This is a genomic window from Pandoraea oxalativorans (assembly GCF_000972785.3).
Taxonomy (GTDB): Bacteria; Pseudomonadota; Gammaproteobacteria; order Burkholderiales; family Burkholderiaceae; genus Pandoraea; species Pandoraea oxalativorans.
On sequence record NZ_CP011253.3, the window covers coordinates 2,131,930 to 2,148,097 of the forward strand.

The 16,168-nt window shown below is 61.3% G+C and carries 13 protein-coding genes and 2 pseudogenes; 13 read left to right on the forward strand and 2 right to left on the reverse strand.

Going from position 1 to position 16,168, the window contains the following annotated elements; all coding sequences use genetic code 11:
* Positions 1 to 37 precede the first annotated feature (37 nt).
* The 3 genes from aceF (at position 38) to lpdA (ending at position 4,197) form a co-directional block, all read left to right on the forward strand.
* Positions 38 to 1,720 carry a dihydrolipoyllysine-residue acetyltransferase gene (aceF, locus tag MB84_RS09620; protein WP_046291618.1) on the forward strand — a complete coding sequence of 561 codons (1,683 nt, stop codon included), beginning with the start codon at positions 38 to 40 and terminating at the stop codon, positions 1,718 to 1,720.
* 78 nt (positions 1,721 to 1,798) lie between these two features.
* Positions 1,799 to 2,380: an Ntn hydrolase family protein gene (locus MB84_RS09625; RefSeq protein WP_046291619.1), complete on the forward strand. Its 582-nt coding sequence runs from the start codon at positions 1,799 to 1,801 to the stop codon at positions 2,378 to 2,380.
* A gap of 20 nt (positions 2,381 to 2,400) precedes the next feature.
* The gene (gene lpdA, locus MB84_RS09630; RefSeq protein WP_046291620.1) at positions 2,401 to 4,197 is read left to right on the forward strand and encodes a dihydrolipoyl dehydrogenase; all 1,797 of its coding nucleotides are present in this window, start codon (positions 2,401 to 2,403) and stop codon (positions 4,195 to 4,197) included.
* A 270-nt stretch (positions 4,198 to 4,467) separates the two neighbouring features.
* On the opposite strand, the gene MB84_RS09635 is transcribed toward lpdA, so the two are convergent.
* Entirely contained in the window at positions 4,468 to 5,028 is a 561-nt protein-coding gene (locus MB84_RS09635; protein ID WP_046291621.1) for a phasin family protein, read from the reverse strand.
* Positions 5,029 to 5,532: 504 nt separating this feature from the next.
* On the opposite strand from MB84_RS09635, the gene MB84_RS09640 reads away from it, so the two are divergent.
* The 4 genes from MB84_RS09640 (at position 5,533) to pbpG (ending at position 9,848) form a co-directional block, all read left to right on the forward strand.
* The gene (locus MB84_RS09640; protein ID WP_046291622.1) at positions 5,533 to 6,474 is read left to right on the forward strand and encodes a histone deacetylase family protein; all 942 of its coding nucleotides are present in this window, start codon (positions 5,533 to 5,535) and stop codon (positions 6,472 to 6,474) included.
* A 92-nt stretch (positions 6,475 to 6,566) separates the two neighbouring features.
* Complete coding sequence (locus MB84_RS09645) at positions 6,567 to 7,517, forward strand: DMT family transporter (RefSeq protein ID WP_046291623.1); 951 nt, start codon at positions 6,567 to 6,569, stop codon at positions 7,515 to 7,517.
* Between the two features lie 73 nt (positions 7,518 to 7,590).
* Positions 7,591 to 8,391: a nitroreductase gene (locus tag MB84_RS09650; protein ID WP_084009694.1), complete on the forward strand. Its 801-nt coding sequence runs from the start codon at positions 7,591 to 7,593 to the stop codon at positions 8,389 to 8,391.
* Positions 8,392 to 8,579: 188 nt separating this feature from the next.
* A complete protein-coding gene (pbpG, locus tag MB84_RS09655) occupies positions 8,580 to 9,848 on the forward strand; it encodes a D-alanyl-D-alanine endopeptidase (protein WP_046291624.1) in 1,269 nt (422 codons plus the stop codon).
* 146 nt (positions 9,849 to 9,994) lie between these two features.
* Here the strand turns inward: pbpG and MB84_RS09660 are convergent, their stop codons facing one another.
* Complete coding sequence (locus MB84_RS09660; protein WP_046291625.1) at positions 9,995 to 10,822, reverse strand: IclR family transcriptional regulator; 828 nt, start codon at positions 10,820 to 10,822, stop codon at positions 9,995 to 9,997.
* A gap of 283 nt (positions 10,823 to 11,105) precedes the next feature.
* Here MB84_RS09660 and MB84_RS09665 point away from each other — a divergent pair, with 283 nt between their 5' ends.
* The 6 genes and pseudogenes from MB84_RS09665 (at position 11,106) to MB84_RS09690 (ending at position 16,091) form a co-directional block, all read left to right on the forward strand.
* Positions 11,106 to 12,020 (forward strand): hypothetical protein, encoded by a 915-nt coding sequence (locus MB84_RS09665; protein WP_157122679.1) that lies wholly within the window; start codon positions 11,106 to 11,108, stop codon positions 12,018 to 12,020.
* Positions 11,968 to 12,912 (forward strand): annotated as a pseudogene (locus MB84_RS09670) (IS256 family transposase); the annotation flags it as partial. The gene MB84_RS09665 and the pseudogene MB84_RS09670, both read left to right, overlap by 53 nt.
* Positions 12,913 to 12,963: 51 nt before the next feature.
* Positions 12,964 to 14,214, forward strand: coding sequence for an IS256 family transposase (locus tag MB84_RS09675; protein ID WP_046290551.1), 1,251 nt, complete (start codon positions 12,964 to 12,966; stop codon positions 14,212 to 14,214).
* Between the two features lie 38 nt (positions 14,215 to 14,252).
* Positions 14,253 to 14,570: pseudogene (locus MB84_RS09680) on the forward strand (transposase); the annotation flags it as partial.
* 159 nt (positions 14,571 to 14,729) lie between these two features.
* Complete coding sequence (locus MB84_RS30735; protein WP_157122680.1) at positions 14,730 to 15,065, forward strand: hypothetical protein; 336 nt, start codon at positions 14,730 to 14,732, stop codon at positions 15,063 to 15,065.
* Between the two features lie 300 nt (positions 15,066 to 15,365).
* A complete protein-coding gene (locus MB84_RS09690) occupies positions 15,366 to 16,091 on the forward strand; it encodes a (Fe-S)-binding protein (RefSeq protein ID WP_046291629.1) in 726 nt (241 codons plus the stop codon).
* The last annotated feature ends 77 nt before the right edge of the window (positions 16,092 to 16,168 follow it).

Sequence of the window (16,168 nt, forward strand, 5' to 3'; positions counted from 1 at the left end):
CCGCACGTCAAGCGCAGCCTCGAGGAGACTGTGGAAAATGAGTCAAGTGATCGAAGTGAAAGTCCCGGATATCGGTGACTTCAAGGACTTGCCCGTAATTGAAGTGCTGGTGAAGGCGGGCGACAAGATCGACGCCGAGCAGGCCCTGATCACGCTGGAGTCGGATAAGGCCACGATGGACGTGCCGAGCCCGGTCGCAGGTGTCATTAAAGCGCTGAGCCTGAAGGTCGGCGATGAAGTGTCCGAAGGTTCTGTGATTTTGACGCTCGAGACCGCCAACGGCTCGGGCGCACAGGCGAATGGCGCGGCTGCACCTGCCGCTGCGGCCGCGGCACCGCAAGCTGCTGCACCGACTGCCGCCCCGGCAGCGCCCGCCGCTCCGGCAGCGCCCGCGGTCGCCAGCGGCGGTACCAGCAAGATCGACGTCAAGGTGCCGGATATCGGCGGTTATGACGACGTGCCCGTGATCGAAGTGCTGGTGAAGGTGGGCGACACCGTCACCGCCGAGCAATCGCTCGTGACGCTGGAATCGGACAAGGCGTCGATGGACGTGCCGAGCCCGGCCGCAGGTGTCGTAAAAGAACTGAAGGTGAACGTCGGTGACAAGGTCTCCGAAGGTTCGCTGATCCTCGTGCTCGAAGGTGCGGCTCCGGCTGCGGCGCCTGCCAAGGCAGAAGCCCCGGCCGCCGCACCGGCACCCGCCGCCGCAGCGCCCGCTCCGGCACCGGCTCCGGCTCAGGCAGCAGCACCTGCACCGGTCGCTGCTCCTGCCCCTGCAGCAGCACAAGGCCATCAGCCGATCAGCCACGCTAGTCCGTCGGTGCGTAAGTTCGCACGCGAACTGGGCGTGGATGTCACGCAGGTCAAGGGCACGGGTCCGAAGGGACGCGTGGTCGTCGACGACGTGCGCAATTTCGTCAAGAGCGCGCTTTCCGGCAACCGCCCGGCCGCTGCAGGCGCTGCGCCGGCAGGGGGTGGCGAGTTGAATCTGCTGCCGTGGCCGAAGGTCGATTTTGCCAAGTACGGTCCGGTCGAGCCGAAGGCGCTCTCGCGCATCAAGAAGATCTCCGGCGCGAACCTGCATCGCAACTGGGTCATGATCCCGCACGTCACGAACAACGACGAAGCGGATATCGGTGAACTCGAAGCGTTCCGCGTGCAGTTGAACAAGGAAAACGAAAAGGCTGGCATCAAGGTCACGATGCTCGCGTTCGTCATCAAGGCCTGCGTGCTGGCTCTGAAGAAATTCCCGACGTTCAACGCCAGCCTCGACGGCGACAATCTCGTCTTCAAGCAGTACTTCCACATCGGTTTCGCCGCCGACACGCCGAACGGTCTCGTGGTGCCGGTCGTTCGCGACGCGGACAAGAAGGGCGTCTTCGAGATCGCTCGCGAAACGTCGGAACTGGCAAAGCTCGCCCGCGAAGGCAAGCTGAAGCCGGATCAGATGCAAGGTGGCTGCTTCTCGATTTCGTCGCTCGGCGGCATCGGTGGCACGACCTTCACGCCGATCATCAACGCACCGGAAGTGGCCATTCTGGGTCTGTCGCGTTCTTATCAGAAGCCGGTGTGGGATGAGCGCAAGCAGCAGTTCCTGCCGCAACTGACGCTGCCGCTGTCACTGTCCTACGATCACCGCGTGATCGATGGCGCAGAAGCCGCTCGCTTCAACGCCTACCTGGGCCAGTTGTTGGCGGACTTCCGTCGCGCGATGCTTTAATGGCTGTTGCCGCCGGTGGCGCGTAAGCGCGCCGGCGGCACTCGCGCAAGCTTCAGGATTCTGGACGGGGAGGGCATTATGACCACCGTGGTAGTCGTCAAGAAGGCAGGGGAAATCGCCATTGCCGCCGATTCGCTCGTCACGTTCGGCGATACCCGGCTGTCGCAATCCTACGAAGAGAACCGCAAGGTTTTTCACGTGGGGGATTCTTATGTCGGTCTGGCCGGCACGACGGCACATTTCCCGGTCATGCGCGCCATTCTTTCCGGTATGGCGGATGAGTGCCGTCTCCATTCGCGAGACGAAGTTTTCCGCACGTTCTGCCGGGTCCATCAGAAGCTCAAGGAAGAGTATTTCCTCAACACCAAGGAAGAGGAAGACGACCCGTACGAGTCGTCGCAGATCACGAGCGTGATTGCGAATCCGACTGGAATCTACGGGGTCTATTCCTACCGGGAAGTGTTCGTTTTCGATCGGTTCTGGGGGATCGGCTCGGGGCGCAATTTCGCGCTCGGCGCCATGTATGCCCTCTACGACCAGGATCTGAGCGCACGTGCCATCGCCGAAGCCGGCGTGAAGGCGGGGGCGGAATTCGACAAGAGTTCGGCCGGTCCGTTTCAGGTACATGAGTTTCCGATCGATACCACCATCAAGTCATAAATGCGACAGGGAGACCCCGCATGAGTCTCATTGAAGTCAAGGTGCCGGATATCGGCGCAGAGGGCGTAGACGTCATCGAAGTGATGATCAAGCCCGGCGACAAGATTGCCAAGGATGCGTCGCTGATCACGCTCGAATCCGATAAGGCCTCCATGGAAGTGCCGTCCGAAGTGGCGGGCACGGTCAAGGAAGTGAAGATCAAGGTGGGCGATAAGGCCAGCGAAGGGACGTTGATCGCTATCGTGGAAGCGGAAGATGCCGGCGCCGCCAAGGCCGCCGCGCCCGCCGCCGCACCGGCCGCAGCGTCGGCACCTGCACCTGCACCTGCTGCTGCTGCTGCTGCTGCTGCTGCTGCTGCTGCGAGCGCACCGGCTCCGGTCGCCGCCAAGCATAGCGGCAGCGCCGACATCGAGTGTGATGTGCTCGTGCTGGGCGCAGGCCCGGGCGGGTACTCGGCTGCATTCCGTAGCGCGGACCTGGGGCGCAAGACGGTGCTCGTCGAGCGCTATGCAACGCTCGGCGGTGTGTGCCTGAACGTGGGGTGTATTCCATCGAAGGCCTTGCTGCACACGGCCGCCGTGCTTGAAGAAGCGCAGTCGCTGGGCCACCACGGCATTTCGTTTGCGAAGCCCGAGGTCGATCTCGACAAGCTGCGCGCCTACAAGGAAAGCGTCGTTGGCAAGCTGACCGGTGGTTTGGCCGGTATGGCGAAGATGCGTAAGGTCGAAGTCGTAACTGGCGTCGGCGCATTCCTCGATGCGAATCACGTCGAAGTCGTAGACAAGGACGGCAAGAAGACGGTCGTGAAGTTCGCGCAGGCCATCATCGCTGCGGGCTCGCAAGCCGTGAAGCTGCCGTTCCTGCCGGAAGATCCGCGCATCGTCGATTCGACCGGCGCGCTTGAACTGCGCCAGATTCCGAAGAAGATGCTGGTGATTGGTGGCGGCATCATCGGTCTGGAAATGGCCACGGTCTACAGCGCGCTGGGCGCGGAGATCGACGTCGTCGAAATGCTCGATGGCCTGATGCAGGGCGCTGACCGCGATCTGGTCAAGGTCTGGCAAAAGATGAACGACAAGCGTTTTGGCCGTGTCATGCTCAAGACCAAGACCGTGGGCGCGGAAGCCAAGGCCGACGGCATCTACGTAAAGTTCGAAGGCGAAGCTGCGCCGGCAGAGCCGCAGCGTTACGACCTCGTGCTGGTCGCCGTGGGTCGCAGCCCGAACGGCAAGAAGATCAGCGCCGAGAAGGCCGGTGTGGTGGTGGGTGATCGCGGGTTCATCTCGGTGGACAAGCAGATGCGCACCAATGTGCCGAACATCTTCGCGATTGGCGACATCGTCGGTCAGCCGATGCTGGCGCACAAGGCGGTGCATGAGGCGCACGTCGCTGCCGGAGCCGCGAACGGCGAGAAGGCTTACTTCGACGCGATCCAGATCCCCTCAGTGGCTTACACCGATCCGGAAGTGGCGTGGGCCGGTAAGACGGAAGACCAGCTCAAGGCGGAAGGCGTCAAGTTCGGCAAGGCCGTGTTCCCGTGGGCCGCGTCGGGCCGCGCGATTGCAAACGGTCGCGACGAAGGTTTCACGAAGCTGCTGTTCGACGAAGAGACGCACCGCATTCTCGGCGGCGCTATCGTCGGCACACATGCGGGCGACCTGATCGGAGAACTTTGCCTGGCCGTGGAGATGGGCGCGGACGCTGTCGATATCGGCAAGACCATTCACCCGCACCCGACGTTGGCTGAGTCGGTCGGTATGGCCGCCGAAATCTACGAAGGCGTTTGCACCGACGTTCCGCCGCCGCGCAAGAAGTAAGACCGCGCATTCGGCATACCGCGCACGCGAGCGCGCAGAAACAAAAAACCGCTATTCCCTCGGGAGTGGCGGTTTTTTATTGGGTGTCGCAAGCGGGGGGGAGCGTGCCTCGTACTTCCGCGAATGAGGCCGCACAAAAAGAAAAACCCGGCTCAAGGCCGGGTTCGAAAGGTACCTGCGGTACCGAGGAGACAACTGGGTGTTGCTACAACTTGGGGTGCAGCGACAAACGGTTGGCGTCCTGGGTAACGACTGGCAGGACGCTATCGATTACTTCTTGGCGGTCGCGGCACGCGAAGCCTGAGCCGCTGCCTTCGAGGCGACGTTCGTCGCAGCAGCGAAGTTCGTTTCGGCGATCTCGACGGCTTGCTTGGTGGCCTTCTGGACGCTGTCGAACGCGCTGTTGGCAGCGGACAGGGCCGACTTGGCCAGTGCAACGGCGGACTCCGAACCGGCCGGGGCGTTCTTGGCCAGGTTGTCGAACAGCGCTTGCACGTTATGCGAGCCTTCGGCCAGTTGGGCTTCAGCCACCTTGGTCACTTCGGCTTGCGTCGACGAAGCGATTTCATACAGATGACGGCCATACGCGAGTGCCTTTTCGGCAGCCGGCTGAACCAGGTTGGCTTGCAGGGCGAGCAGCTCTTGCGCATCTTTCACAGCGAAAGCCTTTTGTGCGGTCGATGCGGACTCGGCCAGCGATGCCTTCACGGCTTGCAGGTTCAATTCGACCAGCTTTTCAACGCCTTCGAAGGCTTTGTTGGTCAGACCGAACAGGGTTTCCAGATTGGCTTTGTGTGCGGCGGCGAGTTGCTCGGGGGTCAGAAACGACATGGCGTTCTCCTATGGTGTCATACACAACATATCGACCCACTCCGTGTTCGCTCGTTGGTTCTCACCTTATCCCGGTGAAAACACGGTTGGGGCCTTCTCAGTAAGTGCGATCTCTTTTGTGCATCGCACAATTGCAAGTTTAGAGATATTTTTGTGGCTGTCAAGACATTTTTGTGCGTTGCAGCAATTCTATAAAAACTTACAAAATCAGCAACTTGGGATCCCGTTAAGGATGAATGACACCGCGTCGCGGCAAACCTTCGTCAAGACGCAAATCCTGTCGTGGCGCGGCTTTGCACCGTATGCGACATCGGATCTTGCACCACTTTGGCGCTGGGGCGGACCCCGGCGGCCGATGGTACTATCGGTTCGTTCCGGCACTGGCGGAGCGGTCACGTGCGTCTGGCATGCTTGCGATTAGAGGAATGCCTCGCGACTGCCGTTCTCCAGTGCCGCTGTCATTCAACGCTTTTTCGCGTGCCGTTCGGTCGGCCTCTCGCATCGATGCAAGCGTTTTATAGCGATCACTTCGTTCTGCCGCTTCCCCCCGGACACCGTTTCCCGATGGAAAAGTACGCTCGGCTGCGCGAACGCGTAGCCGGAGAGCTGCCGCACGTCGAATTGACTGAGGCGTTGCCCGCAGATGACGTGATGCTCGGGCGAGTCCACTCGCGGGGATACGTCGAGCGCGTAAGTGCAGGTGAGTTGGATCCGAAAGAGCAGCGCAGTATCGGGTTCCCATGGTCGCCGCAGATGGTCGAGCGCTCCCGACGCTCCGCCGGGGCGACGGTGGCAGCGTGCCGCGCAGCATTGATCGACGGCGTGGCGGCCAACCTGGCCGGTGGCACGCACCACGCCTACGCCGATCGCGGCGAGGGCTTCTGCGTCTTCAATGACGCCGCCGTTGCGGCGCGAACGATGCAAGTCGAGCTGGGGCGCGGGACACGCGTGGCGATCATCGACCTCGACGTGCATCAGGGCAACGGCACCGCAGCCATTTTCGAGCACGATCCGAGCGTCTTCACGCTCTCGCTGCATGGCGAACACAATTACCCCTTTCATAAGGCGACGGGCGACCTCGACGTGGCGTTGCCCGACGGTTGCGGCGACGACGAATATCTCGTCGCGCTCGGTCATGCGCTGACGGATCTGTTCGCGCAATTCACGCCGACGCTCGTCATTTACCTCGCTGGCGCCGATCCTCTGGAAAACGACAGGCTCGGCCGTCTCTCACTGACGCACGACGGCCTGCTCGCACGTGACCACCGTGTGCTGACGGCTTGCGCCGAGCGCGGGTTGCCGGTGGCGATCGCGATGGCGGGCGGGTACGGTCGCGATATCGATCAGACGGTTGCCGCGCATTTCGCAACGATTCGTCTCGCCAGTCGGTTCCATCGGACCGTGCGCGGCAGATTTCACGCAAGCGCTGGCGGTGTGCTCGTATGAGTGAGCATCGAGCGGCCCCGCCTGCGCAGCCCCCGTCGGCCACTTCGGCATCGAGTTCAGTGCGCGCACCAACGACATCGGCCGGCTCGGCCATGGCGATCTGGAGCGCGACCATGCCGTGGTGGTTCGTGTTGATCTGGAGTACCGGGTTCATCGTCGCGAAGTACGGCATGCCGAATGCCGAACCGCTGACGTTCCTCGCATGGCGCTTCGGCTTTACATTGGTTGTCATGTTGCCGATTGCGCTGCTGACACGCACCCCCCCGTGGCCGATGCGTCCGGTCGCGATGGAGGGTGACGTAGCACGCGTGTCTGCGACGATGGCGACTCCCCAACAACGCATCGACTGGCCGCTGCTTGCACACTTGGCCGTTTCCGGCATCCTGATTCAGGCGGTGTATCTCGGCGGCGTCTGGGCGGCGATCAAACAAGGGGCACCCGCAGGACTGGCGGCACTGGTCGTCGGCATTCAGCCACTCCTGACGGCGATCTTCGCACGCGTTGTCGGCGAGCCTGTATCGCGTCGCCAGTGGCTGGGGCTGCTTTGCGGCTTTATCGGTGTCGGCCTCGTGGTGGCGAACAAGGTGGGCGTTCGCGGCGTCGGCGCTGGCGCCGTCATGCTGTGCGTGCTGAGCCTGTTCGCGATTACGGCGGGCACACTCTACCAGAAGCGTTTCTGTGCGCGTTTCGATTTGCGTGTGGGCACCGTCGTGCAATTCGGTGCGGCCTTTGCGGTGACACTGCCCGCAGCATGGGCGCTCGAGACGATGCAGGTGCGATGGAATCTCGAGATGATCGGGGCGCTCGCCTGGTCGGTGCTGGCGCTGTCTATCGGCGCGATTTCGCTGCTTTTTCTACTGATCCGTCACGGCGCGGCGACCAAGGTTTCCAGCCTGATGTATCTGACGCCGCCGACCACCGCCGTCATGGCGTGGCTCTTGTTCGGCGAGACCCTCTCGCCCCTGAGTGCGGCCGGTATGGTCGTCGCAGCCCTTGGCGTCGCGCTCGTCATCGAACGGCGGGCGACGTCGTCGGGGACTTGAGCCTCGTACCTGGCATGATCGTTCAGGGCAGGGCGTCGCCTTCCATTCACGATTTGTAGTGAGCGTATTGGCTATGAAGCATCACCCTCCGCACACCGAAGGCGCGTCGGCCGCGCCAGCCGCGACATCGGCACCGACGCAACTCGCTGGGGAAAGTACGCATCCGTCGTCTGTCAACGAGAACGCCGGGCTGCGCGTGAAATATGTCGACGAGGCGATTCGCAGTCGACGTTCGATCCGAGCCTACTTGCCGACGCCGGTGCCGCAAGCCACCATCGCGGACATCCTGTCGGTGGCATCGCGAGCGCCCTCCGGCAGCAACATCCAACCGTGGCAAACGTATGTGCTCACAGGGCGGGCGTTGAAACGGTTGACGTCGCGCTTGCTGGATGCGTTCAACGATCCGGCGCAGCGGCTGATGCATCAGGAGGAGTACGCGTACTACCCGCGCGAGTGGACCGAGCCGTATCAGGCGCGGCGTCGCAAGGTGGGCTGGGATCTGTACGGCTTGCTGGGCATCGGTCGCGCCGACAAGGCGCGCATGCACGGTCAGCACGCCCGCAACTTCACGTTCTTCGATGCGCCGGTCGGGTTGCTCTTCACGATCGACCGCCATCTGGAGCAGGAGAGTTGGCTGGATTACGGCATGTTCCTGCAAAGCGTGATGGTCGCGGCGCGGGCGCGGGGTCTGGATACCTGCCCGCAGGCGGCCTTTGCCACGTTTCATCAGGTCATTGGTGCGGAACTAAATCTGCCGGAGACCCGAATGGTCGTGTGCGGTATGGCGATGGGTTACGCAGACCCTGCTGCGGTGGAAAACAGTCTCGTCACCGACCGCGCGCCCCTCGACGAGTGGGCGCACTTTTTGACCTGACGGATATCAAGAGGTTGGCATTATTTGGCAAAATTTGGCGAATGTGTAATTTGGCGCGTTGCGCCGCACAAAACTGCCAGATGCCGGTTTAAGTATTTCAGCTAAGTCATTCATATTGCTTATTTTTTCGGAAGTTACTAAACTTCTCCCAAACTCGTTGCCTGCCAACCTTACGCTACTCCCAATCTATGTACGCGATCACCACCCTTGCGCGTCTGTGCCGCTCCCGTCTCTGGGGTGCTGCCGTCGTGGCGATCTCGCTCGCCGCCGGTGCCCCGGCAGTCGTTCACGCCGCCGGTAAGACGAGCGAATGCTCGCCGAAGGCGGCCCAGACTGCTGCTCAGAAACGCGCGTGCGCGAATCCCAAGGCGACGAAAGCCGTCGCCACATCCAAATCCGGTGCCAAACGCGCTGCCGCCACACCTGTCGCTCGTGAAACTACGAGCGCCAAGGCTGGCGGCAAAGCCCGTAAGCTCGCTGCCGTCGAAGACGATGGACCCGCAGCAAAGAAGGTCGCCGTCAAACGCGTCGTCTACAAGAACGGCAAGCGCCGTGTCGTGACGTCGTATCGCACCGTCAATTTTGCGCCGCAAGCGCCCGAACGTCTCTCGACGGGCCGTGCGTTCGGTCTGCATGAAACGCCGGACGTGCTTGCGCTGCGTTCCTCGGTCGCCTACGTGGTCGACGAGCGCACCGGCGAATCGCTGTTCGACAAGAACTCGCAAGCCGTGCTGCCGATCGCCTCGATCTCGAAGCTGATGACGGCGATGGTGTCGCTCGACGCCGGCGTGCCGATGACCGACGTCATGGAGGTAACGGACGAAGATCGCGACTACGAGAAGGGTACGGGTTCGCGCCTGTCGGTCGGCTCGCGTCTGTCGCGTGAAGACATGCTGCATATCGCGCTGATGTCGTCGGAGAACCGTGCGGCCGCAGCGCTGTCGCGTTACTTCCCGGGTGGCCGTCCGGCGTTCCTCGCCGCGATGAACGCCAAGGCGAAGCAACTGGGCATGAACGACACGCACTTCAACGATCCGACGGGTCTGTCGAGCCAGAACGTGTCGAGTGCGCGTGACCTCGTCAAGATGGTCAAGGCGGCTTATCAGTACCCGATGATTCGCCGTTTCTCGACGGACAGCAATTACGACGTGCACACCGGTCGTCGCGAACTGCACTACGTGAGCACGAACCATCTGATCGGCCATTCGGGCTGGGAGATCGGTCTGCAGAAGACGGGTTACATCAACGAAGCGGGGCAGTGCCTCGTGATGCAAGCCAACGTCGAAGGCCGTCCGGTGATCATGATTCTGCTGGATTCGACCGGCAAGTATTCGCGCTTCGCCGACGCCACGCGCGTTCGCAAGTGGCTGCTGGAAGGAGGCGGCGTTACGCCGCAACGTACGGCCGGTACCACGCCGACGGCCCAAGTGGCGACTAACAACGGACACGCGCTGTAATTCACCGCTGTAATTCACCGCTGTAATTCACCTTACGCGGCAGAGGCAAAAGAAAGGCGCTCCGTCGGGAGCGCCTTTCTTTTTGTGTGACGGAATGGGCGTCGGCGTGGGGCGCAAGCGCATCGCGCCTTACACCCTGCGGCGAATCACTCCGCCGTTGCGGCCTGCGACATGCCGCCACCCACATCCGGGTCCGGCGAATGAAAGCCGAGCGACGACGAGATTTGCAGCGCCGTTTCGTTCAGATTCGCCAGCCAGGCGTCTTGCAGGCGATCGGCCGGCGCTGAGAGCGACAGGCCTGCCACGAGCTTGCCGCTGTCGTCATAGATCCCCGCCGCGATACATCGCACCCCTAACTCAAGCTCTTCATTGTCGCGCGCGTAGCCTGACTTGCGCACGTGCGTCAGCTCGCGTTCGAGCTTTTGCAAATCGGTGATGCTGTTACGCGTGTGGCCCGAGAGTCCGGTGCGCGTGGCATAAGCGCGCACGCGCGATGCCTCGTCGGCAGCCAGGAACAGCTTGCCGACCGACGTGAGGTGCAGCGGCGCGTGGCCACCGATGGCGCGCACCACCTGCATGCCGGAGCGCTCGCTGTAAGCGCGTTCGATATAGACGATTTCGTCGCCCTGACGTACCGACAGGTTGACCGTCTGTCCGGTGATGCGGTGCAGGCCGCGCATGGGGGTGAGTGCCGCGTCACGCACCGACAGGCGCGCTTTGACCAGATTGCCGAGCTCCAGCAAACGCATGCCGAGGCGGTAAGTGCCCGGGTCGCAGCGATCGACGAAGCGGCACGCCACCATGTCGTTCAGGATGCGGTGCGCGGTCGACGGATGAAGTTCGGTGGCTTGCGCCAGCTCTTTGAGACTCACGGGATCGGCATGTCCGGCTAGGGCGTCGAGCAAACGCATCATGCGCTCGATCACCTGAATGGACGTGCGCGACTCCGCGCCTTGACTGGTGTCGTCTTTCATGAGGTAGGGCCGAGTTTCGTATAGCGTCGATTCTATATCATATGGTGAAAAATTCGCAGGTTTCGGGTAGACGATTCCTGCAAAAAAGCCTGACATCCACTGGCTACCACGCATACAAAGTGCCTCCACCACAACATGCATCGAGTGACGAGTAGCGTTCATTCGGTGACGGAAATCTAAAGTGGGCGGTCGCTCGCCTCATTACCATGCACTTCAGTTCCGCGACGATGTCTGGCCCTTGGCGCAGCGAGGGAAGGTGCCGACACCAACAAGGAGGGAGTGCATGCATGGCGAATATTTAAATTATCCGGGGTATTCGATCTTCTCGATGGCGGCCGATCAATCGGTGCTGCCTGGGAGGATGTACAAAAAGGGGCTATCGATCGCACAGAGGCGCCAGGAAATTGCATCGCAACTCACACAAATTCGAAATGCACAGCGGGCTATGGGGGTGAGCACCTATGCGGTTGACAGGCTGTCATCGGCCTTCGAGAAGTCGTACACCAAGTCAACGTCCGGATACTGGCGAGGTGGCCTACGGGATCCGTTTTGGCGATGCCTCACTGTGCCGGATGCGCCGGGATTCTTTTGCTCGATGGTCGCAGACCAGCTCGATGAACAGTCCGTGGAGTGCATGACGTCATCTGCCAGGCGATTGCTGACGATTCTGACGTCGCTTAGCGAGGCGCTTGAGCACGAGCAAACGATGTTGCGCGAGTATGCGTCGCTCGTGTCCAAGACCGGTGATCTTCAGAATGACACGATTGACGGTGTCGTAGCCACCTGGGAGGCGTTGGAAGACACAAAGCGCAGGTGCATGACGTTTCGTTCCCAAACGGCACCGCTTATCGAACACATGCGGCGCGCCGTGGATGTAGCTCGCTCACGTGTGAAGCCGGACAGGAAGCATCACGGGAAGCGTGAAGGGATCAACGGGGGACTCTACGCCGTTGGGGCGATCGTCTCGGGTGCCGCTTTGCTCGTTTCGGGCTGGGTGGTGGCGATCATTGGCTTTTGCGTCACCATGGTGATTCGGTGTGTGAGCTTGGGGAGTATTCGCGGTTTCGATAGAGAAAAGGGCTGGAAGGCGGTGGGCCTGTCATTAATTTCGTGTTTGAGGCATAACATGTCGCCAAGGAGTGACTATGCCTCGCAAACCGAAGACCCCGCCGGTAGAGCTACCGGCAATTCCCGCTGAATTGCTTGAACAATTCGGTAACGGCCCGATGACGGCCGAAGCCATCCACGCCGCGACGCTTGCGCTCAAGAAGGCGCTCATAGAACGCGCGCTGGGGGGCGAGCTCAATCACCATCTCGGCTACGCGCCTGGCGCGGCCAAACCGGCCAGCGTGACCAATCAGCGCAATGGCAAAGGCGCCAAGACGGTTCTGACTGAAGGCGGCCCGATTCGCATCGGGGTGCCCCGCGACCGTGATGGCAGCTTCGAACCACTGTTGATCCCCAAACACGAACGACGCTTTACAGGCTTCGACGACAAGATAGTCGCCATGTACGCCCGGGGTATGACCGTGCGCGAGATTCAGGGCTTTGTTCTGGAGCAGTACGGCACCGAGGTCTCGCCCGAGTTCATCAGCTCAGTCACTGACGAAGTGATGGCTGAAGTCACGGCGTGGCAGGCTCGGCCACTTGAGCCGATGTATCCGGTCGTGTTCTTCGACGCGCTGCGCGTGAAGATCCGCGAGGATGCCGTCGTGCGTAACAAGGCCATTTATCTCGCGCTGGGCATTCTGCCCGACGGCACGCGCGACATCCTGGGCCTGTGGATCGAGAACACCGAGGGGGCCAAGTTCTGGATGAAAGTGTTCAACGATCTGAAAACGCGCGGCGTGGGCGACATCCTGATTGCTGTGACTGACGGCCTCAAAGGCATGCCCGAGGCGTTAGCCGCGGTGTTTCCAGCGACGACGTTGCAAACGTGCATCGTCCACCTGATCCGCAACAGTTTGGATTACGCGAGCTGGAAGGATCGTAAGGGGCTGGCCGCCGCAATCAAGCCGATCTATACGGCACCAAGCGCCGAGGCGGCTCTGGCCGAATTGGACGCATTTTCCCAAGGGCCGTGGGGCCGGGCCTGTCATTAATTTCGTGTTTGAGGCATAACATGTCGCCAAGGAGTGACTATGCCTCGCAAACCGAAGACCCCGCCGGTAGAGCTACCGGCAATTCCCGCTGAATTGCTTGAACAATTCGGTAACGGCCCGATGACGGCCGAAGCCATCCACGCCGCGACGCTTGCGCTCAAGAAGGCGCTCATAGAACGCGCGCTGGGGGGCGAGCTCAATCACCATCTCGGCTACGCGCCTGGCGCGGCCAAACCGGCCAGCGTGACCAATCAGCGCAATGGCAAAGGCGCCAAGACGGTTCTGACTGAAGGCGGCCCGATTCGCATCGGGGTGCCCCGCGACCGTGATGGCAGCTTCGAACCACTGTTGATCCCCAAACACGAACGACGCTTTACAGGCTTCGACGACAAGATAGTCGCCATGTACGCCCGGGGTATGACCGTGCGCGAGATTCAGGGCTTTGTTCTGGAGCAGTACGGCACCGAGGTCTCGCCCGAGTTCATCAGCTCAGTCACTGACGAAGTGATGGCTGAAGTCACGGCGTGGCAGGCTCGGCCACTTGAGCCGATGTATCCGGTCGTGTTCTTCGACGCGCTGCGCGTGAAGATCCGCGAGGATGCCGTCGTGCGTAACAAGGCCATTTATCTCGCGCTGGGCATTCTGCCCGACGGCACGCGCGACATCCTGGGCCTGTGGATCGAGAACACCGAGGGGGCCAAGTTCTGGATGAAAGTGTTCAACGATCTGAAAACGCGCGGCGTGGGCGACATCCTGATTGCTGTGACTGACGGCCTCAAAGGCATGCCCGAGGCGTTAGCCGCGGTGTTTCCAGCGACGACGTTGCAAACGTGCATCGTCCACCTGATCCGCAACAGTTTGGATTACGCGAGCTGGAAGGATCGTAAGGGGCTGGCCGCCGCAATCAAGCCGATCTATACGGCACCAAGCGCCGAGGCGGCTCTGGCCGAATTGGACGCATTTTCCCAAGGGCCGTGGGGCCAGAAATTCCCGCCGGTCAGTGCCGCGTGGCGCAATGCCTGGGATCGTGTCATTCCGTTCTTCGCGTTCCCGCCCGCTGTGCGCCGGGTGATCTACACAACGAACGCTATTGAGAACATCAACTCGCAGCTTCGCAAGATCATCAAGACCCGAGGCCATTTCCCAACCGATGATGCGGCAACAAAGCTGATCTGGCTGGCGCTGCGTAACATCACCGCAGATTGGGGCCGCGCCGCTCAAGATTGGAAGACAGCTATGAACCAATTCGCTATCCTTTACGAGGATCGTTTCGTCCGGCCATCCGTGTAAACCTCAACCCCGCCTTGAACACGGAATTTCTGACACCCCCGTGGGGCCAGAAATTCCCGCCGGTCAGTGCCGCGTGGCGCAATGCCTGGGATCGTGTCATTCCGTTCTTCGCGTTCCCGCCCGCTGTGCGCCGGGTGATCTACACAACGAACGCTATTGAGAACATCAACTCGCAGCTTCGCAAGATCATCAAGACCCGAGGCCATTTCCCAACCGATGATGCGGCAACAAAGCTGATCTGGCTGGCGCTGCGTAACATCACCGCAGATTGGGGCCGCGCCGCTCAAGATTGGAAGACAGCTATGAACCAATTCGCTATCCTTTACGAGGATCGTTTCGTCCGGCCATCCGTGTAAACCTCAACCCCGCCTTGAACACGGAATTTCTGACACCCCCAAGGCCGTAGAAGGCCTTCTCGATCAGGCGAAGGAATTCATTAATAATCAGGAGACCACCATGTACACAACGTTAGCTGGACGAATCTCGACAGTGCAGGCCAATCAAGACCAATTGGTGTGGCAGCAACTGCAAAAAAACTGGGCGACGCTTCAGCAGAACTCGGCGACACTTCAACAGAACTCGGCGACACTTCAACAGAACTCGGCGACACTTCAACAGAACTCGGCGACACTTCGGCAGAACTCGGCGACACTTCAGCAGAACTTGGCGACACTTCAGCAGAACTCGGCGACACTTCAGCAAAACTCGACGACGCTAAAGCAGCATTCGGCAACGCTGAATCGGCACTCGGAAGATCTGCGCAGCATCAAGGACGACGTCAGTTCGATCAGGCAGGAGCTCGCGCAAACTGCGACGTCGCTGCACGGCGACTTCTCGAACTTGAGCGGTGAGGTGTCGACGTTGCGCAAGGATTTTGAGGCGTTGCGCAACACGATCCTGTTTGATAAATCGTCTCGCCATCCGGGGATTCCTGAAGGAAGGCCCGTGTCGCCTGGTCATGGCGAGGTGCCACCCCGTGTCCCAATGGAGCGTGCCACGTCGCTCGAAACGTTCCGCCCACGGCAGATACAGGGGCAGCCCAGAGCGTGAAGCGCGACCGCCTGTGAGCGGTGAATACGGGAATCCACGCTGGGCCGGTTCGGCCCGGCGACTTATAATGGCGCATTATTCCCGAAAAGAGGATTCCCCCAATGCGCGTCGGACTGTTTGTCACGTGTCTGATCGACATGATGCGGCCGGAGATTGGCTTTTCTACGCTCAAGCTGCTCGAGACAGCCGGCTGCGAGGTCGTGATCCCCGATTCCCAGACCTGTTGCGGCCAACCGGGCTACAACTCGGGTGAGCGTGCCATCGCTCGCGACCTCGCTCAGAAATTCCTCGACGAATTCGAATCGTTCGACTACGTCGTCGTACCGTCCGGCTCGTGCGGCGGCATGGTCAAGGCGCATTACGGCGACCTCTTTGCCGACGATCCCGAACTGATGGGCCGTTATGAACGTCTGCGTCCGCGCGTGTACGAACTGACGGACTTCCTCGTCAATGTGCTGCACGTCGACACGGTGCCCGGCGACTACAACGGCGAGGTGACGTATCACGATGCCTGCTCCGGTCTGCGCGAACTTGGCGTGAAGACGCAACCGCGCGCGTTGCTGGCCAAAATGCCCGGCGTGAAGATGACGGAGATGAAGGACTGTCAGGCATGCTGCGGCTTCGGCGGTACGTTCGCGCTCAAGTACGGCGATATCTCGACGGCGATCGTCGACGAGAAGTGCGCCAATATTGCCGCCAGCGGTGCGCCCGCCGTCGTGCTGGGCGACCTGGGCTGCATGCTCAACATCGAAGGGCGACTGCGCCGCACCGGCGACACGCGTACGCGTGTGCTGCACATTGCGCAGGTGCTCGCCGGCGATGCCTGAGCGCGCCGCCGTCTTCCCGACCTTCAGGCCTGAGCGCGCCGACACCGTTGCGCGCCCAGGCCGTCATCACTTCACGT